The sequence below is a fragment of the Kitasatospora sp. NPDC056651 genome, assembly GCF_042792155.1.
In the GTDB taxonomy this organism is placed as follows: Bacteria; Actinomycetota; Actinomycetes; order Streptomycetales; family Streptomycetaceae; genus Kitasatospora.
Map to the genome: position 1 here is coordinate 13690 of NZ_JBHTWX010000085.1, position 25112 is coordinate 38801.

The following is a 25112-nucleotide window of genomic DNA, read 5'->3' on the forward strand; positions in this document are numbered from 1 at the left end:
GATGAAGCCCACCGCCGAGCAGCTGCTGGCCGCCAAGGACACCACCATCCCGGACGTCTCCGGGCCCGGGCTGCGGGTGCTGTTCTGCGGCATCAACCCGGGCCTGTGGTCCGGCGCCACCGGCCACCACTTCGCCCGCCCGGGCAACCGCTTCTGGCCCGCCCTGCACCGCTCCGGCTTCACCGGGCGCCAGTTCCGCCCGGACGAGCAGCGGGAGCTGCTCGCGCTCGGCCTGGGCATCACCAACGTCGCCCCGCGCACCACCGCCAAGGCGGACGAGCTGACCGCCGAGGAGCTGCGCGAGGGCGGCGCCGCGCTGCGCGAACGGGTGCTGCGGCTGCGTCCGCGGGTCCTCGCCGTGCTCGGCATCGGCGCCTACCGGACGGCCTTCGGGCAGCGCCGGGCCGCGCTCGGGCGCCAGCCGGAGGGCATCGGCGACACCGAGGTGTGGGTGCTGCCGAACCCCAGCGGCCTCAACGCCCACTACACCCTGGACGGACTGGCCGCGGAGTTCCGCGGGCTCCGGGAGGCCGTGGGCGACCCGGCCATGGGCGACCCTGCGGTGGAGGACCCTGCGGTGGAGGACCCGGCCGGAGCGGATCGCACCGTGGCGGAGGGCCGCGCCTGAACGGCGGGCCCCGCCGCCGTATGCACCGCCGACAGCCCGGCCGGCAGCGGCAGCTCGCGCAGCTCCCGGATCACCGCCCGGACGGCCGGCGTCCCGGCCAGCTCGGGCGTGGTGACGTACCCGACGGAGCGGCTGGGCGGCCGCGGCCCGAGGTCGGTGACGGCGAGGCCGGCCGGGGCGCCGAGCAGGGCGGTCCGGGGCATGATCGCCATCCCGAGGCCCTGCGCGACCAGAGAGAGCGCCACCGTGTCGTCCTCCACGTCCACGGTCGCGGGCGGGATCCACTCCTGCCGCTGCCACCAGTCCCGGGTGTACGAGCCGCAGTTCTCGTCCCAGTCGACCAGCGGGAGTTCGCGCGGCGCCGGGTGGCCGTGCGGGTGTGCGAGCGCGTACGACTCCTCGTACAGGCGCACCGCGACCAGGCCCGGGACGGGCGGCGGCCCGCCGGCGTCGAGGGTGGCCAGCCCGAGGTCGGCGCGCCCGTCGACGACCTCCCCGGCGGTGCCGCGGCCGATCTCCCGGACGATCCGGACCCGGGTGCCGAGCCCGGGATGGCGCTCGGCCAGCCGGGCCAGGACGGGCGGCAGCAGCTGGGCCGCGGCGCTGCGGAAGGCGGCGATCCGCACCGTGCCGGTCAGCGGCCCGTCCGTTCCGGCACCGCGCACCTCGGGGCCGATCGCGTCCAGCAGCCGCAGGATCCAGCGGGCGTACGCCACCGCCCGAGCGCCGCCCTCGGTGGGGCGTGCGCCGTGGCGCCCGCGGTCGAAGAGCACCGTGCCGAGCTTCCGCTCGCAGGCGCGCACGGCGTGCGAGACGGCGGACTGGGTGGTGCCCAGCCGCACGGCGGCCGCCGTGAAGCTCCGTTCCTCCTCAACGGCGACCAGGGTGCGCAGCTCGTGCGGGGCGAGATCGGTCATGCGCCCGAATCTAGCCCCCGGCCCCGCGCCGCCCGCCCCGGCCCCGCGCCGCCCGCCCTGAACCCGCGCCGATCCTCCGCCCGCGCCGCCCTCGGCCCGCGATCCATCGACACCGCTCATGGATGCCGCCGTTCCATCGACCGGCACCCCTGCCCGGCCGCTCCCCCGCTTCCTACGGTGATCACGTCCCGTCGCCGCGCACCCGGAGCAGCCCCGATGTCCCGTCCCACCGCCCGCGCCGTCCACCTGGTCTCCCGCCCCGACGGCGCGCCGACCACCGCGAACTTCGCCTTCGTCGAGGAGGCCGTCCCGGCGCTCGCGGCGGGCGAGGCCCTCGTCGAGAACCTCTACCAGTCCGTCGACCCGTATATGCGCGAGGAGATGGAGGAGGGCGGCTGGGCCCTGCACGCCCCGCTGGAGGGCCGCACTCTCGGCCGGGTGGTGGAGTCCCGGGCCGACGCCCTGCCGGTCGGCGCGCTGGTCCAGCACCGCCAGGCCTGGCGCACCCACTCGGTGGTCACCGCCGAGCGGGCGAGCCCGCTGCCCGCCTTCGACGGCGTCCCGCTCAGCGCCCACCTGTCGGTGCTCGGCGGCACCGGGCTGTCCGCCTGGGTCGCGCTGACCAGGATCGCCCGGCTCCAGCCCGGCGAGACGCTCTTCGTCTCGGCGGCGGCCGGCGGGGTCGGCACCGCCGCGGGCCAGCTCGCCCGACTGCTCGGTGCCGGACGGATCGTCGGCAGCACCGGCTCCGCCGCCAAGGCCGCCCGCCTCACCGAGCGGCTCGGCTTCGACGCCGCCTTCGACTACCACGACGGCCCGATCGCCGAGCGGCTGCGCGAGGCCGCCCCCGACGGGCTGCACGTCTACCTGGACAGCGTCGGCGGAGACCACCTGGAGGCCGCCATCAGCGCCCTGCGCGACCGCGGCCGGATCGCCTGGTGCGGCGCGGTCGCCCAGTACAACCGGCTCGGGAACCCGCCGGCGGCCCCGCGCAACCTGTTCGACGTGGTCGGCAAGAGCCTGCGGCTGGAGGGCTTCCTGGTCCGCGACCACCTGGACGCCCGGCCGGAGCTGTACGACTTCCTCGTCCCGCACCTGGGCTCGGGCGCCGTCGTCCCGGACGAGACGGTCGTGGACGGCTTCGACCGGGTGGTGGACGCCTTCCTCGGCATGCTGCGCGGCGCCAACACCGGCAAGATGCTGGTCCGGATCGCCGACTGACGTCCGACTGACGTCCACAGGAGCACCCGCCGGCCGCCGGCCCGCTCACCCCGGCAGGACGGCCAGGTCGAGCGCGGCCAGCCGGACCGGGTCGGCGATGACCTCGTACCCGGCCACCCGGCCGTCCCCGACCGCCATCCGCAGCACCAGCCGCAGCCGGCCGTCCGGGGCGATCAGGATGCCGGGCACCCCGTCCACCAGGGCCACCGCGCCGTAACGGGCCCGGCGGCCGAAGACCGTGGTCTCCCGGGCGATCACCTCCGCGCCCCGGGCCACCAGGTCACGGCCGGGCGCCAGCACCGCCGGATCGGCCCGGCGCACCACGTCCGGGGCCAGGACGGCCAGCAGCGCGGCCAGGTCCCCGCCCCGGGCGGCGGCCAGGAACGCCTCCACCACCCGCCGGTGCCCGGCCAGCGGCTCCGGCGGCAGCGCGGCCGTCCCCCGGACCCGCTGCCGGGCCCGGCTGGCCAGCTTCTTGGCCGCCGCCGGAGTCCGCCCGACGATCGGCGCGATCCGGTCGAAGGGCACCGCGAAGCCGTCGTGCAGCACGAAGGCGACCCGCTCGGCCGGGCCCAGCCGGTCCAGCACCACGAGCAGCGCCCGGCCCACCGACTCGATCAGCAGCGCCTCCCGCTCCGGCTCCGGGCCGCCGCCCGACGGATCCGGCAGTGCCTCGCCGGTCGGCTCCTCGCGGCGCGCGGCGCGGGCCCGCAGCAGGTCCAGGCAGATCCGGGAGACCACCGTGGTCAGCCAGCCGGGCAGGTTGTCGATCTCCGCCTCGTCGGTGCGGACCAGCCGCAGCCAGGCCTCCTGCACGGCGTCCTCGGCCTCGCCGGTCGAGCCGAGCATCCGCTGGGCGATCGCCCGCAGCCGTCCGCGCTCCGCCTCGAAGCGCGCCGCCGCTGCCGCCTCGCTCGCCGCCCTCCCGGCCGTCGTTTCCCCGGCGGCCACCCACCCGGCCGCCACCCGCCCGGCCGCAGCCCGACCGGCCGTCCTCTCCCCGGCCGCCACCCGCCCGGCCGCCGCCTCCGGCACCCCGTTCCGGTCCATCGGTCACCTTTCCCCGGCCCGCCTCGTCACCACCATGACGATCCGTCCTCCTCCGAGGTGACCAGGAGACCACCATGACCTCCACCACTCTGCTCCACCTGGACTCCAGCATCAGCCCGTCCGGCTCCGTCAGCCGCGCCCTGACCGCCCGCTTCGCCGCGGCCTGGCTCGCCCGGCACGGCGCCGCCGCCCGGTACCGGCACCACGACCTGGCCGCCGACCCGGTGCCGCCGGTGCGCGCCGCCTACGACGCCCTCGGCCGCCGCACCGAGCGCAAGGGAGTGCTCGCGCTGGACGACATCGACCGTCTCGCCGAGGAGCCGGACGAGGCGCGCGAATGGGCGCTCAGCCGCCCGCTGATCGAGGAGCTGCGGGCCGCCGACACCCTGCTGATCGGCAGCCCGATGTACAACTTCACCGTCTCGGCCGGCCTGAAGGCGTGGATCGACCGGGTCTCCTTCCCGGGCGTCTACCAGGACCCGGACAGCGGCGAGCCGCTGCTGCGCGACACCCGGGTGGTGGTCGTCGCGGTCCGCGGCGGCGGCTACGGGCCGGGCACGCCGCGCGAGCACTGCGACTTCCAGGTCCCGTACCTGCGGGCGTACTTCGAGAAGATCGGGGTGTCGGCGGACCGGCTTCGCGTCGTCACCGCCGAACTCACCCGGGCCGCGGACATCCCGGCGCTGAACGGCCTCCAGCCGCTCGCCGCCGAATCGCTGGCGGCCGCCGAGGCCGCCGTCGACGAGCTGAGCCGCCGTTAGGTCCTGCCGGACGGGGCCTGGCGGTCTCAGAGGGGAGTGACGGCCTTCAGCAGCACCAACAGGGCCACGACGGCGTTGAGCGCGCACAGCGCCGACACCGCCGTTCCGATCGCCGCGACCATCGCCGCCAGGCCCGCCGGGGTCTTGGCCGGCGGCCAGTTGCGGGAGGTCGGCACCGGGCCGAGCAGCGCGGCGACCCGGCGCGGCACCGGGCCGGCCGCGGCGGCCGGGGTGGCGAAGGCCGCGAAGCCCGGCGTCGGGACGGCGTGCGAGACCAGGGCCGCCCGGGCCACCGCCCGCGCGGTGATCCGGCGGTCCCCCACGGCCTGTGCCGAGTCCTCGTCCGCCCACCGCTCCGCGCTGTACGCCACCGCGGACTGCAACGGCCGCAGGAACGGATTGACGCAGGCGGCCAGCTGGGTGGCCAGCAGGTACCGGTGGTGCCGGTGGCGCAGGTGCGCCCGCTCGTGCGCGAGCAGCGCCTCGCGTTCGTCGGCGGCCAGGCCGGCCAGCATCCCGGTGGAGACCACCACCCGGCCGGGCGAGCCGGGCAGCGCGTAGGCGTACGGGCTGTGGTCCGGCAGCACCGCGAGGTCGGTGGACCCGCCCGGCCCGGCGGGCAGCCCGGCCAGGGCCCGGCGGGCCCGGCCCCGCACCCGCAGGTGCCGGACGACCGTCCGGGTGCAGGTGAAGCTCACCAGGGCCAGCAGCCACATCGCGGCCGTGCCGACCGTCTCGTGGTACGGCAGCGCGGCCCGCACCTCCGGGTCGGACCAGCTGTCCGGCAGCGGGTTGCCGGGGATCTGCGCGGTGCCCACCACGCCGATCAGCGCGAGGCACAGCACGCTGCACACCGCCATCACGGCGCTGATCACGGTCATCAGCCGGGTCGCGCCGCGCGGATGCAGGTGCTGCTCGGTCAGGCGCGCGATCGGGACCGCGGTGAGCGGCAGGACGAGCGGGAGGAAGACGAAGAAGCCCACGGGTCAGCTCTCACGGTCGGGCACTGCCGGATCGGCGGACGCGGCGTCCAGCAGCGCCCTGAGCAGCTCCTCGTCGTGCGGCAGCAGCGCGCTGACGAAACTGGCCAGGACGGCGTCCCGGTCCGCCTCCCCGTCGAGCATCCGGCGCATCCGCAGGGCGGCCAGCCCGGCGGCGTCCGAGGACGCCTGCCACAGGTAGGAGCGTCCGGAGCGGGTCCGGGTGACGGCGTTCTTGGCGTGCAGCCGGGACAGGATGGTCATCACCGTGGTGTAGGCCAGGTCGCCCTCCAGGCGCTCCTGGACCCATCCGGCGGCGACCGGGCCGGGCGCCCGCTGGAGCACCGCGAGCACCTGCGCCTCCAGCTCGCCCTGGCCACGTCGTCGGGCCGGCGCGTACCCGGCCGTCGGGACGTGCCTCTCGTCTGCCATGACGGCCACTCCCTCCGGATGCCGCGCCCGGACCGCCGGACGCGGGACTCATCCTAACGAGCAAGGGGCCGCCCCGAACCCGGTCGGCGCGAGGGTCCGGGGCGTACGGCGCTCTCCCGGCGGCTCCCGTCAGGGCCCCGCTGACGGCTCCCGTCGGCGGCTCCCGTCAGGGCCCCCGCCGGGCGGTCCCCGTCCGTGGCCCCCGTCGGCGGCGCGGGCGCGCTACCGCCCGTAGCCCGCCATCCGCTCCAGGCGGGCGATGCGCTCGGCCATCGGCGGGTGGGTGGAGAAGAGCCGGGCGCCGGCCTCGCCGGGGCGGAAGGGGCTGGCGATCATCATGTGGCTCGCCGTCTGGAGCTGGGGCTCCGGCGGGAGGGGCAGCTGCCGGGTACCGGCGTCGAGCTTGCGCAGGGCGCTCGCGAGGGCGAGCGGGTCCCCGGTGATCCGGGCACCGTCGGCGTCGGCCTGGTACTCGCGGGAGCGGCTGACCGCCATCTGGATCAGCCCGGCCGCCAGCGGGCCGAGGATCATGATGGCGAGCATCCCGAACAGCCCCGGGCCGTCGTCGTCGTCGCTGCGCCCGAACGGCACCAGCCAGGCGAAGTTCACCAGGAACATCACCACCGAGGCGAGCGCCCCGGCCACCGAGGAGATCAGGATGTCCCGGTTGTAGACGTGGCTCAGCTCGTGCCCGAGCACGCCCCGCAGCTCGCGCTCGTCGAGGATCCGCAGGATGCCCTCGGTGCAGCAGACGGCGGCGTTGCGCGGGTTGCGGCCGGTGGCGAAGGCGTTCGGGGCCGGGGTCGGGGAGATGTAGAGGCGGGGCATCGGCTGGCGGGCCGAGGTGGAGAGCTCGCGGACGATCCGGTACAGCCCCGGGGCCTCGAACTCGCTGACCGGCCGGGCCCGCATCGCCCGCAGCGCGAGCTTGTCGCTGTTCCAGTAGGCGTAGGCGTTGGTGCCGAGGGCCACCAGCAGGGCGATCACGAAGCCGGTGCGTCCGAAGAGGCTGCCGATCACCAGGATCAGCGCCGAGAGGCCTCCGAGCAGGACGGCGGTCCTCAGTCCGTTGTGCCGGCTGTGCACGTCAGGCCCTCCAATGGTGCGGTGGGGAAGCCCTTTCTGCCTCGTCCCTCTTGCCCGGTCAACGGGTGGGGCCGAGGGCCTTGTTCCCTTGTGACCCGACACGGTGACCGACGTGACACCGCTCCGGTGCCGTCCCCCTGCCGCCCCCCTGCCGCCCCGCCGACCTCTCAACGATCTCCCGGTGCCGTCCCGGCGACCTCTCAACGATCTCCCGGTGCCGTCCCGGCGACCTCTCAACGATCTCCCGGTGCCGCCGGGCCGCACCCCGGCGCGGCCCGGGAAGCGGTGCGGCACCGGCTCAGAACAGCGAACCGCCCGCGACCTGGAGGACCAGCTGCGGCGCCACCGAGAGGACCACCGCCGCCGAGGCGGTGAGCCCGAGCGTCACGGTGAGGCTCAGCGGCAGTCGACGGCCGGCGACCGCCGCTGCGGCGGGCGCGTCCTGCGCCACCGGGGTGAACAGCCGCGCCGTCCACAGCAGGTAGTAGGAGAGGGCGACGACCACGTTGACGGCCATCACCACGGCCAGCCAGCCCAGCCCGGCGTCGACCGCCGCGCGGAACACCACGACCTTGCCGAACAGACCGACCACGCCCGGCGGCAGCCCGGCCAGGCAGAGCAGGAAGAAGGCGAGCGCCAGCGCCGTCCAGCGGTTGCGGGCGAACAGGCCGCGGAAGTCGTCCACGCTGGTCCCGGGCCGGCGGCCGACGGCGGCGACCGCACCGAAGGCGCCGAGGTTCACCACCCCGTAGATCAGCGCGTACGCGGCGGTGGCCCCGAGCTCGTCCACGCCGGTCGGCGCGTAGCCGGCCGCCGCGAGCGGCACCAGCAGGTACCCGGCCTGGCCGACCGAGGACCAGGCGAGCAGCCGCACCGCGCTGTACCGGGTGTCGAAGCGCTGCCGCAGCGCGCCGACGTTGCCGGCGGTCATGGTGACGGCAGCCAGGACGGCGAGCACCGGCCCCCAGGTGCCGGCGTACGGGCGGAAGGCGACGGTGGTGGCGAGCGCGAGCCCGGACAGACCGGCCGCCTTCCCGACCACCGAGAGGTAGCCGGCCACCGGCAGCGGCGCGCCGGTGTAGGTGTCGGGCACCCAGAAGTGGAACGGGACGGCGGCGACCTTGAAGGCGAAGCCGACCAGGGTCAGCACCGCTCCGGCCTCGCCCAGCGCCTTGAGCTGCGCGGGGGCCTGCTCCAGGCCCTGGGCGACGGCGCCGAGGTGCAGGCTGCCGCTCGCCGCGTAGACGAAGCCGACGCCGAGCAGCATCACGGCGGTCGCGGTCACCGAGGAGACGAAGAACTTGAACGCGGCCTCCGCGCCCCGGCCGTCCCGGCGCAGCGCGACCAGGGCGAAGGCGGGCAGCGAGGCGACCTCCAGGGCGATCACCATGGTGGCGAGGTCGCGGGAGGCGGGCAGCAGCGCGGCGCCGGTGGCGCTGGAGAGCAGCAGGAACCAGTACTCGCCGCGCGGCAGCCCGTCGTCCTCCACGGTGTGCGCCGACAGCAGCGCCGCGATCAGCGCGCCGCCGAGGGCGAGCAGCTGGAACACCAGGGCGAAGTGGTCGGCGACGTACGAGCAGCCGCCGCTGTCAGACCCCCCTGCTACGTTCTGCACACAGAAGGTCGCTCGGGGTGATCCGTCGGTGAGGGGGAGGAGTGCGATGAGGGCGAGGGCGAGTCCGGCCGCGGTGAGGCGGCCGAGCCACTTCTTGTGCCGCTCGGGCAGGAACAGGTCCGTGAGCAGCACGGCGAGGGCGGCCACGGCGGCGATCAGCGGGGGCGCGATCGCCACCCAGTCCACGGACTGGATCAGGCTGCCCGGGTTGGCTACGGCGAGGGAGGTCACAGTGTGCTGCCCCGTGGAGTGAGGTCCGAGTGCGGCGGTCTGGGCTGCGAGCACGGTCAGCCACCCCCGAGGAGGTGCTTGACGGCGGGGTCGGAGAGGCCGAGCAGCAGCGCGGGCCAGAGGCCGGTGAGCAGGGTGAGCGCGGCCAGCGGCGTCCAGCTGACGGCCTCGTACGGGCGCAGGTCGGCGAGCTCGGCCACCGGTGCGGGCTGCTCGGGGTCGCCCATGCAGACGCGCCTGACCACGATCAGGAGGTACGCGGCGGTGAGGAGGGTACCGAGACCGGCCAGGACCATGTAGGTGACGAACGCGGGGCGCGACAGGCCGTCGGCCGGGTCGAACGCGCCGAACATGGCGAGCAGCTCGCCCCAGAAGCCGGCCAGGCCGGGCAGGCCGAGGCTGGCGACGGCGGCGAAGGCGAGCAGCACACCGAGCCGCGGGGCCCGGCCGTACAGGGCGGCGCCGGTGGCCCCGGCGAGGGTGTCGAGGTCGGCCGTGCCGTAGCGGTCCTTGAGCGCGCCGACGACGAAGAACAGCAGACCGGTGATCAGACCGTGGGCGATGTTGGCGAACAGCGCGCCGTTGACGCCCACCGGGGTGAGGGAGGCGATGCCGAGCAGCACGAAGCCCATGTGGCCGACGGAGGAGTAGGCGATCAAGCGCTTGAGGTCGCCCTTGGCGCCAGGGCGCGACAACGCCAGGCAGGCCAGTGAGCCGTAGACGATGCCGACGGCCGCGAAGGCACCCAGGTAGGGGGCCAGCGTGGTGGCACCGTCCGGCACGACCGGGAGGAGGACGCGGACCAGACCGTACGTGCCCATCTTCAGCAGCACGCCGGCGAGCAGCACCGAGCCCACCGTCGGGGCGGCGGTGTGGGCGTCGGGGAGCCAGCTGTGCAGCGGCCAGGCGGGGGCCTTGACCGCGAGGCCGACCAGGATCGCCAGCGCGGCGATCACCTGGGTGGTGTGGCTGAGGCCGCTGCCGTGCGCGGTGGCCAGGGCCTGCATGTCGAAGGTGCCGGCCTCGCTGCCGATCAGCAGGAAGCCGAGCAGCATCACGGCCGAGCCGAGCAGCGTGTAGAGGATGAACCGGTTGGCGGCCGGCGCCTTGGCGCCGCTCCCCCAGCGGGCGATCAGGAAGTACATCGGGATCAGCACGATCTCGAAGGCCAGGAAGAAGAGCAGGAGGTCCAGCACCGCGAAGGTGGCGAGCATGCCGACTTCGAGCAGCAGGAACAGCCCGACGAACGCCTGCGCGGACGGGACGTCCTCCCCGGCCGGCAGCCGCTTCTCCGAGTACAGCGCGCAGAGGAAGGTGAGCAGTGCGGTCAGCACGATCAGCGGCAGCGAGACGCCGTCCACCCCGAGGTGGAAGCGCACGTGCAGGGCCGGGATCCAGGACAGGTCGGTGGTGGCCTGCATCCGGGCGGGCTCGTCGTGGTCGAAGCCGGCCGCGAGGGCGACGGTGAGCAGGAACACCGCGCCGGTGACGACGGTGTTCAGCCGCAGGGCCCGCCGGTCGGCCACGGCCCGGTCCGGTCCGAGGACCGGAGCCAGGGTGAGTGCGGCGCCGAGCAGCGGCAGCGCCAGGAGGGCGATGAGGACTGCGTTCATCGGGGGCTCCCAGCAGCGGTCGACGGGGCGGAGGTGGAGAGCAGCGGCACCGGTTACACCGCCACCAGGACGGCCAGCAGGACGACCGCGGCCAGCAGGGCGCTGAGGTAGGTCTGCGCGTTCCCGGTCTGCGCGAGCCGGACGGCCCGGCCGAGCAGGTTGGCGCCCACGCCGCTGCCGCGCACGTAGGTCTCGACGACCTCGCGGTCGAGGAAGCGGACCAGTCCGGCGGCGGCGACGACCGGGCGGACGAACAGCGCGTGGTACAGCCGGTCGACGCCGAAGCCGTGCCGGGCCGGCTCGAACAGCGGGCCGAGCAGGGTGCGCCCGGGGTCGGCGACGATCACCTCGGCGACCGGGGCTCCGCCCTGCCCGGGCACCCTCCCCCAGCCTCCGGCCGGCCGGCCGGTGTCCAGCCGGGCGGTCGCCGAGCGCCAGGCGCCGTACGCGGCGATGACGCCGACCACGGCGAGCCCGGTCGCGGTGACGGCGGTGACGGCGGAGGGCCGCAGCGTGCCGCCGTCCAGCAGCGCGGGCAGCCAGTCCGAGCGCAGGCCGACGATACCGAAGCCCATGGTCGGCACGGCCAGCACCCAGAGCGGCCAGCGCATCGCGGGCGGCTCGGCGCTGGCCGGGTCGGCCTCGTCGGGCTCGGGCGAGTACGGCGCGCCGGCCTCGTGGTCGGCCACGGCCGCGGCCGCGGACCGCTCGGCGGCGGGCGCCGCCGGTACGGCCGCGGCGGCACCGGCCGGGCTGTGGAACGCCACCAGGAACAGCCGGGTCGCGTACGCGGCGGTGAGCAGCGCGGTGAGCCCGGCGGAGATCAGCACGATCCACCCGGCCGCCTGCGGCACCGCCGAGGACGGGCCGAGCCCGTTGGTCAGCGCCTCGCCGTTGGCGGCGTGCTCGGCGGCGGTCAGCACCGCCTCCTTGCTGAAGAAGCCGGAGAACGGCGGCAGCCCGACCAGGGCGACCAGCGCGATGCCCGTCGTCCAGTAGGCGTCCGGCACCCGCTTGCGCAGCCCCGGGATGCGGGACATCGCGGAGATCGAGTTGGTGTGCGCGGCGTGGATCACCACACCGGCGGCCAGGAACAGCAGCGCCTTGAACGCGCCGTGGCTGACCAGGTGGAAGACGGACGCCTCGCGGTCCCCGCTGGCCAGCGCCCCGGCCATGTAGCCGAGCTGGCCGACGGTGGAGTAGGCGAGCACCCGCTTGAGGTCGTCCTGGGCGAGCGCGCAGAGCGCAGAGCCGATCATCGTCACGGCGGCCATCACCGCGAGCACGACCAGCGCCGCGCCCGACAGCAGGAACACCGGCATCAGCCGGGCGACCAGGTAGATGCCGGCCGCGACCATGGTGGCGGCGTGGATCAGCGCGGAGACCGGCGTCGGGCCGGCCATCGCGTCCGGGAGCCAGGTGTGCAGCGGGAACTGCGCGCTCTTGCCCGCCACACCGGCGAGCAGCAGCAGCGCGGTCAGCGTCGGGTGCCCGAGCCGGCCCTCGGTCGCGGCGGCCAGCACGTCCGGGATGCGGAAGCTGCCGGCGTCCGCGCCGAGCAGGAAGATCCCGAACAGGAACGGCACGTCACCGAGCTTGGTGACCAGGAACGCCTTCAGCGAGGCCGAACGGGCGTCCTCGGTCTCCCAGTGGTGGCCGATCAGGAAGTACGAGCACAGGCCCATGACCTCCCAGCCGACCAGCAGCACGATCAGGTCGCCCGAGTAGACCACCAGGAACATCGCCGCGGTGAACAGCGAGACCAGGGCCGCGTACGAGGGGTAGCGCGGGTCCTTGCGGAGGTACGCGGTCGAGTAGACCTGGACGCAGGTGGCGACCAGGCCGACGAGCACGGAGATCAGCGAGCCGAAGCCGTCCAGGTGGAGGGCGAGCGCGATGTCCGGGCCGCCGGTCGGGGTGAGCCGGGTGGCGGCGTCCAGGGTCCGGCCGGTGCCGAGCTGGAGGGCGACCACCAGGGCGAGCACCGCCGAGACGGCGACCGGGACGATCGCCAGCGGCCGGGCCAGCCCGGGCGACTTCTTGCCGACGGCCAGGGTCGCGGCGGCGCCGAGCGCGGGCAGCGCCGGGACGAGTGCGGGCAGGGCGAGGTTCATGCGGTGGCCTGGCCCTTCAGTGCCTCGGCACCGGTCGCGGTCCCGGCCCCGACCGGCGGCTCCTCGACGGCGAGCGCCTCGGCCGGGTCGCCGAGCGCGGTGGCCCGGTCGATGTCCGCGGTGCCCCGGGCCCGGAACAGCAGCAGGACGATGGCGAGCCCCAGCCCGACCTCGGCGGCGGCGACGGTGATGGTGAACAGGGTGAGCGCCTGCCCGGCGTGCAGCGAGTCGCGCAGCCACGCGTCGAAGGCGACCAGGTTGAGGTTGACGGCGTTGAGCATCAGCTCGACGGACATCAGCACCAGGACGGCGTTGCGCCGGGCGAGCACGCCGTACACACCGACGCTGAACAGCAACGCGGCGAGGACGGCGGGGTAGGCGAGGTGCATCAGCTCTCCTCCGTCACGGGCTCGGCAGCCGACGGAGCCGGCTCGGACGCGGACGGCTCCGGCGCGGACGGCTCCGGCGCGGACGGCTCCGGCGCGGACGCGGCGACGGTCCCGTTCGAGCCGACCGGCCGACCCGCGCGCAGCTTGCCCGCCCGGGGCGCCGGCACCCGCCGCCCCGACCCGCGGGACAGCACGATCGCGCCGACCAGCGCCGCCAGCAGCAGCACGGACAGCGCCTCGAAGGGCAGCACCCAGTGCCGGAACAGGCTGGCCCCGGTGACCGCGGTCGAGCCGCCGCCCTGGCCGAGGTCGATCCAGGAGGTCCGGAAGGCGTCGACCACCAGCGTGACCAGCGTCCCGGCCGAGGCCAGCGCCACCACCAGGGCCACCCAGCGGTTCTTGGAGTCGGCGTCCGGCGAGCGCCCGATCGGCGCCTTGGTGAGCATCAGCCCGAACAGCACCAGGACGACCACCGAGCCGAGGTAGATCAGCACCTGCACCCAGGCGATGAACTCGGCCGTGAGCAGTAGGAACTCCACCGCCAGCCCGCCGAGCGCGACCACCAGCCAGAGCGCGGCGTGCACCAGCTGCCTGGTGGTCACGGAGACCACCGCCGAGCCGAGCACCGCTATGCCGACCAGCAGGAAGACGATCTCCTGCCCGGTCGGGGACAGGAAAGAACGGGCGGCCGGGTCCAGGGACCCGGTCGCCGCGAGAAGCGTGGCGGCACCACTCACGCGTCGTCGCCCTTCTTCTCGGTGGCGGCCGCGGCCGCCAGCTTGTCCGCCGCCTTGCGCGCGGTGGCGATCTCCTTGGGTTCCTCGGCCGCCGGGTCCAGCGCCGGCGGCGCGGGGACGGTCCACATCCACTCGCGGAGCTTCTCCCGCTCGTGGGTCAGCTCGTGGATGTCGGTCTCCGCGTACTCGAACTCCGGCGACCAGAACAGCGCGTCGAAGGGGCAGACCTCGATGCAGATCCCGCAGTACATGCAGAGCGAGAAGTCGATGGCGAACCGGTCCAGCACGTTGCGGGTGCGGGCCCGGGCGTTCGGCTCGGCGGCCGGCAGCGTCTCCTTGTGGGAGTCGATGTAGATGCACCAGTCCGGGCACTCGCGCGCGCAGAGCATGCACACCGTGCAGTTCTCCTCCAGCAGCGCGATGACGCCGCGGGAGCGCGGCGGCAGCACCGGCTGCACGTCGGGGTACTGCGCGGTGACGCTCTTCCTCGTCATCGTCCGCAGCGTCACGGCCAGCCCCTTGGCCAGGCCCGCACCGGGAAAACTCATGAGATCGCCACCTTGATGATGCCGGTGAGGGCCAGCTGGACCAGCGCGAGCGGGATCAGCCCCGCCCACGCGAAGCGCATCAGCTGGTCCTCGCGCAGACGCGGGTAGGTGACCCGCAGCCAGATGACCACGAAGGCCAGCGCGAAGGTCTTGAGGATCATCCAGAGCCAGCCGAGCTGGTCGGACATCGGTCCGTGCCAGCCGCCCAGGAAGAGCACCGCGGTCAGCGCGGACACCACCAGGATTCCGACGTACTCGGAGAGCAGGAAGAACGCGAAGCGCAGCCCGGTGTACTCGGTGTACGCGCCGAAGATGATCTCCGAGTCGGCGATCGGCATGTCGAACGGCGGGCGCTGGAGCTCGGCCAGGCCGGCCGTGAAGAAGACGAAGGCCCCGATGATCTGCCAGGGCAGCCAGTACCACTCCCAGGCGTCCACGATCCCGGGCAGCGACAGCGTCCCGGCGGCCATCGCCACCGAGGCCGCCGCCAGCACCATCGGCAGCTCGTACGACATCAGCTGCGCGGCCGTGCGCAGGCCGCCGAGCAGCGAGAACTTGTTCGCCGAGGCCCAGCCGGCCATCAGCTTGCCGATCACGCCGACGCCCATCACGGCCAGCACGAAGAACAGCCCGGCGTCGATCGCCTGGCCGACGAAGCCGTCCGGGCCGACCGGGATCGCCAGCAGCACGAAGAGGTACGGCAGCAGCGAGACGGCGGGCGCCAGCTGGAAGATCCGGCGGTCCGCCCCGGCCGGGACGATGTCCTCCTTCTGGGCGAACTTCACGCCGTCCGCGACGAGCTGCGCCCAGCCGTGGAAGCCACCCGCGTACATCGGGCCGAGCCGGCCCTGCATGTGCGCCATGACCTTGTGCTCGGTCTGGCCGATGACCAGCGGGAAGACCAGGAAGACGACGAGGGTGGCGACGCAGCGCAGCAGCGTGTCGAGCAGGTTCACGTACCGTCTCCGTCCTGGTCGGCCGCCGCGGCCGAGGTGTCGTCCTGCTGCTCGACGGGCTCGACGGGCTCGACCTGCTCGGCCGGCTCAGCGGGCTTCCCGCCCGGCTTCTCTCCCGGTTCCTCTCCCGGCTTCTCTCCCGACGGCTTCTGCTCGTCGTGGGCGGGCACCGGGTTGTGCCAGGGCGCGTCGGAGGACCGCGGCCGTACCGCGGGAGCCGCCGGCTCCTGGGCCGTCTGGCTGACCGACCCGTCGGACACCGATCGGGTCCGCCGCGGCCGGTCCGCCCGCACCGCCGGAGCACCCTCGGCCGCCGGAGCGGCGGCGGGCGTCGCGGAAGCCGCAGGGGCCTCGGGAGCGGTGGAAGCGTCGGGAGCCTCGGGAGCCGCAGGTGTCGCGGGAGCCTCGGCGGCAGCCTGGCTCGCCGATCCCTCCGACACCGACCGGGTCCGCCGCGGCCGGTCCGCCCGCACCGCCGGAGCACCCTCGGCCGCCGGAGCACCCTCGGCCACCGGAGCGGCGGAGGCGGCCGGAGCGGCGCCGGCGGCAGCGGCCCGGGGCGTGCGCGCCGCGCCGGCCGCCCGCGCACCGCGCGCCGGCCGCTCGGCGACCGGCGGCAGGGTGCCCTTGAGCGGCCCCCACTCGTTCGGGTCCGGCACACCGGCCGGCTGCATCTTGCGCCGGGCCGGCCCGCCGCCGTGGTCCGACTCGCCCGGCTCCTTGGCGCCCGGCCAGTCCTTGGCGACCCGGGCCGCGAGGACGAACTCCTTGCGCAGCGGGTGCCCCTCGAAGCCGTCCGGCAGCAGCAGGGTGACCAGGTGGGGGTGCCCGGGGAAGTCGATGCCGAACATCTCGTGGGTCTCGCGCTCGTGCCAGGCGGCACCCGCGTACACCGCGACGGCGGTCGGCAGCGCCGCCCCGTCGCGCGGCAGCCGGGTGCGCAGCGCGAGGTGGCGCACCCCCGGTGCCTCGACGGCGGCGAGGTGCGCGACGACGGAGAAGCCCTCGGCGAGCTCGTCGACGGCGCTCAGCCAGTCGAAGAAGCCCAGGCCCAGGACGTCCCGGGCGTTGGTGAGCGCCTGGATCCAGTGCTCGGCGGGGACGTCGACGGTGATCAGCCCGTACGCCTCGGCGCCGGTCGCCCACTCCCCGACCGACGCCGCGCACTGCTCGGCCGTGAGCCGCTCGACAGTTCGCTCGCTGTACTCGCTCATGACGTTCCCCCGTCACCGGACGGTCCGGCCACCAGCGGGCGCCGCAGCGCGGCCGCGGGCGCGGTGTAGCGGCCCGGCAGGGACTCGGCGGCGATCTTCTCCTGGAGCTTGAGGATGCCCTGGAGCAGCGCCTCCGGCCGCGGCGGGCAGCCGGGCACGTAGACGTCCACCGGGATGATCTGGTCCACGCCCTTGGTGACCGAGTACGAGTCCCAGTACGGCCCGCCGGAGTTGGAGCAGGCGCCGAAGGAGATGACGTACTTCGGCTCGGGCATCTGCTCGTAGAGGCGCTTGACGGCGGGCGCCATCTTGTCGGTGACCGTCCCCGAAACGATCATCAGATCGGCCTGCCGGGGCCCGGGCGCGAACGGGATGACACCCATCCGGATGAAGTCGTGCTTGGCCATGGAGGCGGCGATGAACTCGATCGCGCAGCAGGCCAGCCCGAAGTTGAAGCACCAGAGGCTGTAGCGGCGGCCCCAGTTGAGCACCACCTTGACCGGGTCCGGCGCGAGCCGGGCCAGCGGCCCGATGCCGCGGCGCTCGACGGCGCCGGGGCGCGCGGGGTCCGGCAGGCCGAGCGGCACCGGGCCGTCCTGCGCGCCGTGCGAGTGGGAGTGCGTCACGTCCATTCCAGAACGCCCTTCTTCCAGGCGTACAGCAGCCCGACCGCGAGGAAGCCGATGAACAGGAACATCTCGACCAGCGTTCCGGCGCCGTACCCGGCGGAGGCGAAGACGGTCGCCCACGGGAACAGGTAGATCGCGTCCACCGCGAAGATCACGTACAGGAAGGCGTACACGTAGTAGCGGATCTGGGTGTGCGCCCAGTCCTCGCCCACCGGGTCCACGCCGCATTCGTAGGCGAGGAGTTTCTCGGGCGAGTAGACCACCGGTCGCAGCAGCCGGTTGGCGGTGAACGCCACGGCGACGAAGAGCACCCCGACGACGGCCAGCAGGCCCATCGCGGCGTACGCGTCGAAGTAGCCGCCGCCGACCGCCGGGTCGGCCGCGACGGCAGCCGCGTGCTGCCCCTCCATGCCTTCGCCTCCACCTCGGCCGTGAACCCGCCCTCAGGACAGTTCTACGACGTTTGCTCTCATGGTCCTAACCATGGCCAATGCGTGAGTCTAAGGGGACCGATCCGCTCCACTCGACCCCTGCCCGATCCGCAAGACGGCCGGTGGACGTCCCGGGTGGACCCCGAACGACCGGGACGGGGGTGGGGATAACCCCCGGCCCGGAAGATGTATCACCCCCATGGCACCCACCGCCCCCCGTTCGGGAAGCTTGGTCCAGCCGCACGACGACGAGGGACGGTAGATCCGCATGAAGCCGCTGCACCAGGCCGTGGACGCCATCAAGGAGCAGGACGCCCGGATGGAACGCCCGCCGCTGTACGGCCGCAGGATGTGGCACCAGGTGGGCCGGCTGCTGCTCAACCTGCCGCTCGGCATCTCCGGCTTCGTCCTCGCCGTCACCACGCTCACGGTCGGCCTGGGGCTGTCGATCACCGTGATCGGCCTTCCGCTGCTGGCCGGCGGGCTGACCGTCTCGCGCGCCCTGGGCGCGCTGGGCCGGCAGCGGGCGCGGTCGGCGTACGGCTCCGGGATCGACGAGCCGGAGCCGGTGAAGCCCCGCCGACCGGGGGTGGTCGGCTACACCATCGCCCAGCTCACCGACCTGCTGAACTGGCGCTCGGCGCTCTACAACGTGCTGATGCTGCCCTGGGGCATCCTGAGCTTCACGCTGACCCTGGTCTCGGTGGTCGTGCTCTGGCCGGTGCTGCCCTGGGTGGTCCGCGGGCTCGCCGCCGTCGACCGCATGCTGGTCGAGTCGCTGCTCTTCCCCGGCGCCCTGGCCGAGCGGGTGCGCGAGCTGGAGGACGACCGCGGCACCGTGGTCGACACCGCCGCCGCCGACCTGCGCCGGATCGAGCGCGACCTGCACGACGGCGCCCAGGCCCGGCTGGTCGCGCTGGCGATGGACCTCGGCATGGCCAAGGAGCGGCTGCGCGAGGTGGAGACCGAGGACGACATCGCCGTCGCCACGAAGATGGTCGACAACGCGCACGGCGAGGTGAAGCTGGCCCTCCAGGAGCTGCGCGACCTGGCCCGCGGCATCCACCCGGCGGTGCTCACCGACCGCGGCCTGGACGCCGCGCTCTCCTCGGTCGCCGCCCGCTGCACCGTCCCCGGCGGCGTCCGGGTGAACGTCGACCTGTCCGGCCCGGACGGACAGCCCGAGCGCCCGGACTCGGCGGTCGAGGGCATCGCGTACTTCACCGTCAGCGAGCTGCTGACCAACGTCTCCAAGCACGCCGGCGCCCGCTCCGCCTCGGTCGAGGTGTGGCGCTCGGACGCCCAGCTGATGCTGCTGGTCCAGGACGACGGCAAGGGCGGCGCGGCCCCCTACCCGGGCAGCGGGCTGGCCGGGCTGGCCGAGCGCATCCGCGCGGTGGACGGGGTCTTCCTGGTGGACAGCCCCGACGGCGGCCCGACCACCGTCACCGTCGAGCTGCCCTGGCGCACCCGCACCGCCCGCCGCTGACCCGCCCCCTCACGGCACGGCAGGGCGCCGGGACCCCGTCGGGTGAGGACGGGGCCCGGCGCCGGTTCCGGTACGGCACCCGGTCCGCCGAAACCCTTGCGCGGCGTGCGGCCCGGCGTCCCCGTACCGGGGCTCAGGGCGAGCTCTGGGCTCCTTGCAGCTCGCCCAGGGTGACGTCGGCGGTCTTGCTGCCGCCGTCCCGGGTGTAGGTGACGGTGACCTTGGTGCCCGGGGTGAGCGAGGCGAGCGCGGTGGTGAGCGCGTTCAGCGAGTCGACCGGGGTGTCACCGATCCTGGTGATGACGTCGCCCGCCTGGAGGCCCGCCGAGGCGGCCGCTCCGCCCGGGGTGACCGCCACGACGACCGCGCCGGCCGGCTGGAACTGCTGGTTGAAGCCGGTCCGGGCGGTGATGCCGAGCGCGGCCCGGCCGGAGTTGGTGACCTTGCCCTGCTTGATCAGCTGGTCGGCGATGTTGGTGATGGTGGTCGCCGGGATGGCGAAGCCGATGCCGGGGGCGGAGGCGCCGTTGGACTGCGGTTCGGTCGCGGCGAGCGTGTTGATGCCGATCACCTTGCTGTCCAGGTTCACCAGCGCGCCGCCGCTGTTGCCCGGGTTGATCGCCGCCGAGGTCTGCACCATGTTGCCGATGGTGGCACCCGGCGAGCCGGGGCCCTGGGGCTCGGAGACGGTCCGGCCGGTCGCCGACACGATGCCCTGGGTGACGCTGCTGGAGAGCCCGAGCGGACTGCCCATGGCCAGGGTGATCTGGCCGAGCTGGACCTTGCCCGAATCGCCGAAGGCGGCCGGCCTGAGGCCGCTCGGCGGGTTGTTCAGCCGGATCACCGCGAGGTCGGAGTCGGGGTAGCTGCCGACCAGGCCGGCGTCCAGCGTCGTGGTGCTGTTGGCGAGGGTCACGGTGAAGCTGGTCGCCGAGCCGATCACGTGGGCGTTGGTGACGATGTCGCCCTTGTCGTCGTAGACGATCCCGGAGCCGAGGCTGCTGCCGGTGGTGATCTGCACCACGGAGGGCAGCACGTTGGCGATCACCGTCTGGTAGGCGTCCTGCAGCTGGGTCGCGCCGTTCGACGGGCCGGGCGCCGAGGGGGTCTGCGCGGATCCGGAGGCGGTGGGCGATCCGGTTTCGGCGGCCGAGGACGAGGTGGGCGAGCCGCTGCTGCAGCCGGCCAGCGCCAGCGCGGCGGCCGCCGCGAGCGCGACCACCGCCGACAGCCGCCCGGCCGCCGTCCTCCTCGGCCCGGTCGGCCGCGGCCCGCCCGGCAGGGGGCGGGCGTGTTCCTTGTGACGGCTCACCTGGCTGCCTCCGATTCGTCACCACGCCTGGGGCGCGGGTGTGAGAGCACGGAAATCTTTGTCAGCTTTTCACCACTTTGTCCGAATTGCCTGTTCGGCTCGCCCGGAGAAAGCCGCCCGGATCCGAACACGGGGCGGGCCCTAGGATCGGCACATGACTTGGTTGATCACCGGCGGTGCCGGATACATCGGCGGACACGTCGTCCGACAGCTGCTCGACGCCGGGGAGCGCGTCGCCGTCCTGGACGACCTCAGCACCGGGGACGCCTCCCGGCTGCCCGCCGGCGTCCCCCTGATCGAGGGCTCCACCCTGGACCGCGCCGCCCTGGACGCCGCGATCCGCGAGCACGGCGTCGAGGGCATCCTGCACTTCGCCGCCAAGAAGCAGGTCGGCGAGTCGGTCGAGCAGCCGTTCCTGTACTACCGCGAGAACATGATCGGCCTCCAGACCGTCCTGGAGGCCGCCGCCGAGGGCGGGGTGAAGCGCTTCCTCCTCTCCTCCTCCGCCGCGGTCTACGGCATGCCGGACGTCGACCTGGTCACCGAGTCCACGCCCTGCGCCCCGATGAGCCCGTACGGCGAGACCAAGCTGGCCGGCGAGTGGCTGGTCGCCGCGGCGGGCAAGGCCCACGGCATGTCCACCGTGGCCCTGCGCTACTTCAACGTGGCCGGCGCCGCCTCCCCCGAGCTCTCCGACGCCGGGGTGTTCAACCTGATCCCGATGGTCTTCGAGCGGCTCACCGCCGGCCAGGCCCCGCGGATCTTCGGCGACGACTACGAGACCGCGGACGGCACCTGCGTGCGCGACTTCATCCACGTCTCCGACATCGCCTCGGCCCACGTGGCGGCCGCCAAGCGGATGGCCGCCGACCCGGTCGGCGCGACCTCCCTGGTGCTGAACATCGGCCGCGGCGAGGGCGTCAGCGTCAAGGAGATGCTGGAGGTGATCGGCAAGGTCACCGGCTACGACACCGCCGCCGAGGTGACCCCGCGCCGCCCCGGCGACCCGGCCCGGGTGGTGGCCTCCGCCGACCTGATCCACCGCGAGCTGGGCTGGACCGCCCGTCACGACGTGACGGAGATGGTCTCCTCCGCGTGGGAGGGCTGGTGCGGCCGCCACCCCGGGGCCCGCAAGGCCTGACCGGACGCGGCCGGCCGGGCCCCGAGGCCCCGGCCGGTCGCCACGGCGGTGTCCGCCCCGCGGCTCAGCGGGCGGGCACCGCCGTTCCGTAGAAGGCGTCCAGCGCGTACACGCAGCGGTCCTTGGAGCCGACGAAGACCCGGCCGCCGACCGCCACCGGCGAGCCGGTGAGCTCGCCCTTGGTGCCCAGCTCCCAGCGCAGCTGACCGCTCGCCAGGTCGAGGGTGTGCAGCGAGTGGTCCCGGCTGCCCAGGTGCACCAGGCCGTCGGCCACCGCCGGGGAGCCGACGATCTCGCCGCGGGCGGTGTAGCGCCAGCGCTCCCGGCCGGTGGCCGCCTCGAACGCGTACAGCACCTCGCCGTTGCCGACCAGCACCATGCCGTCCGAGACCACCACCGGGTCGGCGCCCTGGCGGCGTCCGGTGACCCCGCGCCAGCGGTCCAGGCCGGTGGCCGCGTCCAGCGCGTAGACCGTGCCCAGGTAGTCGGCCACGTAGACCGCGTCCGCGTCCAGCGCGGGCGGGGTGAACAGCACCACCGGGGCGTCGAAGCGCCAGCGCTCCGCCCCGCTGGCCGCGTCCAGCGCGTACACCCTGGTGCCGGCCGACACGTACAGCACGCCGCCGCGCTCGACCGGGTGCGAGGGCACGTCCTCGCCGACCGGGAAGGACCAGCGCAGGCCCGCGCCGCGCGGGTCCACGCAGCGCAGCCGCCCGGCGCCGTAGTAGTAGGCGGCGCCGCCCTCCAGGACCGGGCCGGACTGGGGGTTCTCGTAGTCCTGCTGGGCGTCGTCGGCGCGCCACAGCTCGGCGCCGTTGGCGGCCGAGCGGAGCTGGACGCCGCCGCCGCGGATCCCGCAGCAGAGCACCCCGTCGGCGGCGGAGAGCGAGTAGACCCAGCCGTCCAGCGAGGTGCGCCAGCGCTCGGTGCCGTCCGCGGCGTCCACGGTGTACAGGTGCGGGCCGTCCGCGGCGTGCGCCCGGCCGGCGTCCACCGCGAGCGCCCAGGCGACGTCCCGGGTCTTGTAGCGGCGCTCGCCGGAGGCGATGTCCAGCGCGTGCACCTCGAAGCTGGAGACGAAGAGCGTGCCGTCGGCGACGACCGGGGTGCCCCAGACGTCGTTGGACATCCGGAACCGCCAGGGGCGCCAGCGGGCCACCGGAGCGGGCGGCGGGGTGGGGGCCCGGCGGACCCAGTCGGTGGTGGCCGGGGCGGTGTCCGGGCCGGGCTGCTCGTACTCGGCCCGGGGCCCGGGGCCTATCCGCACCGAGGCGCCGGACAGCCGCACCTCGACGGCGCCGCCGGTCGGCGCCCGGTGCTTGTTCGGGGAGGCGATCTTCGCGGTCGGGATCTCGGGGTCCGAGGCCGGGCCCGGACGCGGCACGCTGTGCACCGGCCCGGCCGGCGGCTGCGCGTGCCGCCCCGGGTCGGTGCGCGGGTCGGCCGTCCCGAAGTGCTGGGACGGGACGTGCGCGGGCGGCGCCTGCGGGTGTCCCGTCGCGGGGACGTGCGCGGGCGGCACCGGGGGCGGCTGCGGCGGCTGGGCCGGGCGGGCAGGCGCGGCGACCGGCCGGCGGCCGCGCTTGCGCTCGATCAGCTCCAGCGCGTTGGCCGGCAGCCAGTCCCCGGCCTCGCCGGTGGCGTCGTCGCGGGAGAACAGGTGCGGGGCCAGCTCGGCCTGGATCTGCGCCGGGGTGGGCCGGTGCTCGGGCGCCTGCTGCATGCAGGCCCGGACCAGGTCCATCAGCTCGGGCGGCATGCCGGTCAGGTCCGGCTCCTCGCGCAGCAGCTGGAACACCGTCTCGACCGGGTTGGAGCCCCGGTAGGGCGGGTGCCCGGTGGCGCAGAAGACCATCAGCGAGCCGAGCGAGAAGACGTCGCTGGCGCCGCGGACGTTTCGGCTGTCGCGGGCCTGCTCGGGGGACATGTACGCCGGGGTGCCGACCGCGACGTTGGTCATGGTGAGCCGGGTGCTCGACACGCCGGCCGCGATGCCGAAGTCGATCACCTTCGGGCCGTCCTCGACCACCAGGACGTTGGAGGGCTTCAGGTCGCGGTGGATCAGCCCGGCCGCGTGGATGGACTGGAGGGCCTCCGCGATGCCGGCGACCAGCCAGCGGGTGGCCTCCACCGGCAGCGGGCCGCAGTCCTCGACCAGGTCCTCCAGCGAGGGGGCCGGGATGTACGCGGTGGCCAGCCAGGGCACCCGGGCGTCGGCGTCCGCGTCCACCACGGCCGCCGTGTAGAAGCCGCCGACCGTCTTGGCCGCCGCGATCTCCCGGGCGAAGCGGACCCGGAACAGCTCGTCCTCGGCCAGCTCACCCCGCACGGTCTTGATGGCCACCCGCCGACCCGCCGCGGACCGCGCCAGGTAGACCAGCCCCATCCCACCCGCGCCGAGCCGCCCCAGCACCTCGAAGGGCCCGATCCGCCTCGGATCGTGCGCCGTCAGCTGGTCCACTCCGCTGCCACCTCCCCGTTGTCCGCACCCGCCGCGTGGTGCCGGACCCGATTCTCCAATGCGGTCCCGCGCATATCCAACCTCCCCCCTCCGACCGCCGCCGCCGTCCGCGCCGGGAGAACGGCTGGTTCCGGACGGCTCGGCCCCATCCGGCCGTCGTCACGCTGCGTTACCCGACCACCCCTCAGCGGACTCGCCGTCACGCTGTGAGATCAAAGGCACACGGGGGGGCTTCAAGAGGGGCATCGAAGCCCGGTGAATATCCGTCCGAAGCGGTTCATGCCGCTAAACCAACCCCCCGTGCGGAGTAATAGTCGCATCACCGAATCGCGCCAAGATCGTGCCACGGTAAGCTGACGGCATGACAGGACAAGTTCGCACCGTCGACGGTCGCGTCGCCGGGCGACGCGGACAGGAGACGCGGCAGAAGCTGCTCGATTGCCTCCGCGAGATGCTCAGCACGTCGCCCTATCGGGACGTCAAGGTCATCGACGTCGCCCGTATGGCGGGTACCTCCCCCGCGACCTTCTACCAGTACTTCCCGGATGTCGAGGGCGCTGTCCTCGAAATCGCCGAGGAAATGGCCAAGGACGCCGACCAGCTCAAAGAGCTGGTGGCCGGAAAGTCCTGGGCAGGGAAGTCCGGACCGACCACTTCGGAAGAACTGGTCGACGGATTCCTCGCCTTCTGGCGCAAGAACGACGCCATTCTCCGGGTGGTCACGCTCGGTGCCGCCGAAGGGGACAAGCGGTTCTTCAAGATCCGCATGACGGTCCTCAACGCGGTCGCCAAACCGCTCGCCGAGGCCGTCAAGGAACTCCAGGCGAAGGGTCAGGCCGACAAGTCGCTCGACCCGAACGCCGTGGCCGGGGCCCTGGTCTCGCTGCTGGCATCGGCGGCCGAGCACCAGAAGGCCTTCACCTCCTGGGGCGTCAAGGTCAAGGACCTCAAGCCCAACCTCGCCCCCCTGGTGTACCTGGGCGTCACCGGCAAGAAGGCGCCCAAGTAGGACCGTCCTCCGACCCACCATCCGCTCCGCGCGCAGCCCCGGCCTCCTGTCCGGGGAACGACGGACGGCGGCCGTGTCCTCGGGGGAGGTCCGCCGACGTGCCGTACGCGCGCCAGACATGCCGGTGGGCGGGCCCCCTCGTACGGGG

Annotated in this window: 22 protein-coding genes and 1 pseudogene; 6 read left to right on the top strand and 17 right to left on the bottom strand. The window is 74.3% G+C overall.

The window, feature by feature from the left end:
* The first annotated feature begins 1 nt into the window (after position 1).
* Positions 2–628 carry a G/U mismatch-specific DNA glycosylase gene (gene mug, locus ACFRAR_RS27710; protein ID WP_380700992.1) on the top strand — a complete coding sequence of 209 codons (627 nt, stop codon included), beginning with the start codon at positions 2–4 and terminating at the stop codon, positions 626–628.
* A 65-nt stretch (positions 629–693) separates the two neighbouring features.
* On the opposite strand, the pseudogene ACFRAR_RS27715 reads toward mug, so the two are convergent.
* Positions 694–1665 (bottom strand): annotated as a pseudogene (locus ACFRAR_RS27715) (LysR family transcriptional regulator); the annotation flags it as partial.
* Between the two features lie 96 nt (positions 1666–1761).
* On the opposite strand from ACFRAR_RS27715, the gene ACFRAR_RS27720 reads away from it, so the two are divergent.
* A complete protein-coding gene (locus tag ACFRAR_RS27720) occupies positions 1762–2766 on the top strand; it encodes an NADP-dependent oxidoreductase (RefSeq protein ID WP_380700954.1) in 1005 nt (334 codons plus the stop codon).
* A gap of 45 nt (positions 2767–2811) precedes the next feature.
* Here the strand turns inward: ACFRAR_RS27720 and ACFRAR_RS27725 are convergent, their stop codons facing one another.
* A complete protein-coding gene (locus ACFRAR_RS27725) occupies positions 2812–3816 on the bottom strand; it encodes a sigma-70 family RNA polymerase sigma factor (protein ID WP_380700956.1) in 1005 nt (334 codons plus the stop codon).
* 74 nt (positions 3817–3890) lie between these two features.
* On the opposite strand from ACFRAR_RS27725, the gene ACFRAR_RS27730 reads away from it, so the two are divergent.
* Complete coding sequence (locus ACFRAR_RS27730) at positions 3891–4577, top strand: NAD(P)H-dependent oxidoreductase (protein ID WP_380700958.1); 687 nt, start codon at positions 3891–3893, stop codon at positions 4575–4577.
* A gap of 26 nt (positions 4578–4603) precedes the next feature.
* On the opposite strand, the gene ACFRAR_RS27735 is transcribed toward ACFRAR_RS27730, so the two are convergent.
* The 13 genes from ACFRAR_RS27735 to ACFRAR_RS27795 all read right to left on the bottom strand — a co-directional run bounded on the left by ACFRAR_RS27735 (position 4604) and on the right by ACFRAR_RS27795 (position 17531).
* Positions 4604–5560 (bottom strand): M48 family metalloprotease, encoded by a 957-nt coding sequence (locus tag ACFRAR_RS27735; protein ID WP_380700960.1) that lies wholly within the window; start codon positions 5558–5560, stop codon positions 4604–4606.
* Positions 5561–5563: 3 nt separating this feature from the next.
* The gene (locus tag ACFRAR_RS27740; protein WP_380700962.1) at positions 5564–5989 is read right to left on the bottom strand and encodes a BlaI/MecI/CopY family transcriptional regulator; all 426 of its coding nucleotides are present in this window, start codon (positions 5987–5989) and stop codon (positions 5564–5566) included.
* A gap of 222 nt (positions 5990–6211) precedes the next feature.
* Entirely contained in the window at positions 6212–7075 is an 864-nt protein-coding gene (htpX, locus tag ACFRAR_RS27745; protein ID WP_380700964.1) for a zinc metalloprotease HtpX, read from the bottom strand.
* Between the two features lie 298 nt (positions 7076–7373).
* Positions 7374–8921: an NADH-quinone oxidoreductase subunit N gene (locus ACFRAR_RS27750; protein WP_380700966.1), complete on the bottom strand. Its 1548-nt coding sequence runs from the start codon at positions 8919–8921 to the stop codon at positions 7374–7376.
* Between the two features lie 56 nt (positions 8922–8977).
* Positions 8978–10534 (bottom strand): NuoM family protein, encoded by a 1557-nt coding sequence (locus ACFRAR_RS27755; protein WP_380700968.1) that lies wholly within the window; start codon positions 10532–10534, stop codon positions 8978–8980.
* A 53-nt stretch (positions 10535–10587) separates the two neighbouring features.
* Positions 10588–12648 (bottom strand): NADH-quinone oxidoreductase subunit L, encoded by a 2061-nt coding sequence (locus ACFRAR_RS27760; protein WP_380700970.1) that lies wholly within the window; start codon positions 12646–12648, stop codon positions 10588–10590.
* Positions 12645–13037, bottom strand: a complete 393-nt coding sequence (gene nuoK / locus ACFRAR_RS27765) for an NADH-quinone oxidoreductase subunit NuoK (RefSeq protein ID WP_380700972.1) — start codon at positions 13035–13037, stop codon at positions 12645–12647. The genes ACFRAR_RS27760 and nuoK overlap by 4 nt, the downstream gene beginning before the upstream one ends.
* Positions 13037–13774, bottom strand: a complete 738-nt coding sequence (locus ACFRAR_RS27770) for an NADH-quinone oxidoreductase subunit J (protein WP_380700974.1) — start codon at positions 13772–13774, stop codon at positions 13037–13039. Before ACFRAR_RS27770 ends, nuoK begins: the two co-directional genes overlap by 1 nt.
* Positions 13771–14322 carry a NuoI/complex I 23 kDa subunit family protein gene (locus tag ACFRAR_RS27775; RefSeq protein ID WP_380700976.1) on the bottom strand — a complete coding sequence of 184 codons (552 nt, stop codon included), beginning with the start codon at positions 14320–14322 and terminating at the stop codon, positions 13771–13773. The genes ACFRAR_RS27770 and ACFRAR_RS27775 overlap by 4 nt, the downstream gene beginning before the upstream one ends.
* Positions 14319–15272, bottom strand: coding sequence for an NADH-quinone oxidoreductase subunit NuoH (nuoH, locus tag ACFRAR_RS27780; protein ID WP_380700994.1), 954 nt, complete (start codon positions 15270–15272; stop codon positions 14319–14321). Before nuoH ends, ACFRAR_RS27775 begins: the two co-directional genes overlap by 4 nt.
* 2 nt (positions 15273–15274) lie before the next feature.
* Complete coding sequence (locus ACFRAR_RS27785; protein ID WP_380700978.1) at positions 15275–16492, bottom strand: NADH-quinone oxidoreductase subunit C; 1218 nt, start codon at positions 16490–16492, stop codon at positions 15275–15277.
* Positions 16489–17124 (bottom strand): NADH-quinone oxidoreductase subunit B, encoded by a 636-nt coding sequence (locus tag ACFRAR_RS27790; RefSeq protein WP_380700980.1) that lies wholly within the window; start codon positions 17122–17124, stop codon positions 16489–16491. The genes ACFRAR_RS27785 and ACFRAR_RS27790 overlap by 4 nt, the downstream gene beginning before the upstream one ends.
* Entirely contained in the window at positions 17115–17531 is a 417-nt protein-coding gene (locus tag ACFRAR_RS27795; protein WP_380700982.1) for an NADH-quinone oxidoreductase subunit A, read from the bottom strand. Before ACFRAR_RS27795 ends, ACFRAR_RS27790 begins: the two co-directional genes overlap by 10 nt.
* 289 nt (positions 17532–17820) lie before the next feature.
* Here ACFRAR_RS27795 and ACFRAR_RS27800 point away from each other — a divergent pair, with 289 nt between their 5' ends.
* A complete protein-coding gene (locus ACFRAR_RS27800) occupies positions 17821–19041 on the top strand; it encodes a sensor histidine kinase (protein WP_380700984.1) in 1221 nt (406 codons plus the stop codon).
* A 133-nt stretch (positions 19042–19174) separates the two neighbouring features.
* Here ACFRAR_RS27800 and ACFRAR_RS27805 read toward each other — a convergent pair whose 3' ends face one another.
* Complete coding sequence (locus ACFRAR_RS27805; RefSeq protein WP_380700996.1) at positions 19175–20263, bottom strand: S1C family serine protease; 1089 nt, start codon at positions 20261–20263, stop codon at positions 19175–19177.
* A gap of 244 nt (positions 20264–20507) precedes the next feature.
* On the opposite strand from ACFRAR_RS27805, the gene galE reads away from it, so the two are divergent.
* Positions 20508–21494 (top strand): UDP-glucose 4-epimerase GalE, encoded by a 987-nt coding sequence (gene galE / locus ACFRAR_RS27810; RefSeq protein WP_380700986.1) that lies wholly within the window; start codon positions 20508–20510, stop codon positions 21492–21494.
* Positions 21495–21558: 64 nt separating this feature from the next.
* Here galE and ACFRAR_RS27815 read toward each other — a convergent pair whose 3' ends face one another.
* Positions 21559–23955: a PQQ-binding-like beta-propeller repeat protein gene (locus tag ACFRAR_RS27815; protein ID WP_380700988.1), complete on the bottom strand. Its 2397-nt coding sequence runs from the start codon at positions 23953–23955 to the stop codon at positions 21559–21561.
* Between the two features lie 361 nt (positions 23956–24316).
* Between ACFRAR_RS27815 and ACFRAR_RS27820 the strand changes: the two genes are divergently transcribed.
* Positions 24317–24964, top strand: a complete 648-nt coding sequence (locus ACFRAR_RS27820; protein ID WP_224284690.1) for a TetR family transcriptional regulator — start codon at positions 24317–24319, stop codon at positions 24962–24964.
* Positions 24965–25112: the final 148 nt, after the last annotated feature.

What these genes read in the sequence shown, in the direction of transcription:
- ACFRAR_RS27755 (WP_380700968.1), bottom strand. Translation starts at nt 10,534, where the DNA reads ATGAACGCAGTCCTCATCGCCCTCCTGGCGCTGCCGCTGCTCGGCGCC.
- ACFRAR_RS27790 (WP_380700980.1), bottom strand. Translation starts at nt 17,124, where the DNA reads ATGGACGTGACGCACTCCCACTCGCACGGCGCGCAGGACGGCCCGGTG.
- nuoK (WP_380700972.1), bottom strand. Translation starts at nt 13,037, where the DNA reads ATGCACCTCGCCTACCCCGCCGTCCTCGCCGCGTTGCTGTTCAGCGTC.
- ACFRAR_RS27785 (WP_380700978.1), bottom strand. Translation starts at nt 16,492, where the DNA reads ATGAGCGAGTACAGCGAGCGAACTGTCGAGCGGCTCACGGCCGAGCAG.
- ACFRAR_RS27800 (WP_380700984.1), top strand. Translation starts at nt 17,821, where the DNA reads ATGAAGCCGCTGCACCAGGCCGTGGACGCCATCAAGGAGCAGGACGCC.
- ACFRAR_RS27795 (WP_380700982.1), bottom strand. Translation starts at nt 17,531, where the DNA reads ATGGAGGGGCAGCACGCGGCTGCCGTCGCGGCCGACCCGGCGGTCGGC.
- ACFRAR_RS27730 (WP_380700958.1), top strand. Translation starts at nt 3,891, where the DNA reads ATGACCTCCACCACTCTGCTCCACCTGGACTCCAGCATCAGCCCGTCC.
- ACFRAR_RS27775 (WP_380700976.1), bottom strand. Translation starts at nt 14,322, where the DNA reads ATGAGTTTTCCCGGTGCGGGCCTGGCCAAGGGGCTGGCCGTGACGCTG.
- mug (WP_380700992.1), top strand. Translation starts at nt 2, where the DNA reads ATGAAGCCCACCGCCGAGCAGCTGCTGGCCGCCAAGGACACCACCATC.
- ACFRAR_RS27720 (WP_380700954.1), top strand. Translation starts at nt 1,762, where the DNA reads ATGTCCCGTCCCACCGCCCGCGCCGTCCACCTGGTCTCCCGCCCCGAC.
- galE (WP_380700986.1), top strand. Translation starts at nt 20,508, where the DNA reads ATGACTTGGTTGATCACCGGCGGTGCCGGATACATCGGCGGACACGTC.
- ACFRAR_RS27725 (WP_380700956.1), bottom strand. Translation starts at nt 3,816, where the DNA reads ATGGACCGGAACGGGGTGCCGGAGGCGGCGGCCGGGCGGGTGGCGGCC.
- ACFRAR_RS27820 (WP_224284690.1), top strand. Translation starts at nt 24,317, where the DNA reads ATGACAGGACAAGTTCGCACCGTCGACGGTCGCGTCGCCGGGCGACGC.
- ACFRAR_RS27760 (WP_380700970.1), bottom strand. Translation starts at nt 12,648, where the DNA reads ATGAACCTCGCCCTGCCCGCACTCGTCCCGGCGCTGCCCGCGCTCGGC.
- ACFRAR_RS27740 (WP_380700962.1), bottom strand. Translation starts at nt 5,989, where the DNA reads ATGGCAGACGAGAGGCACGTCCCGACGGCCGGGTACGCGCCGGCCCGA.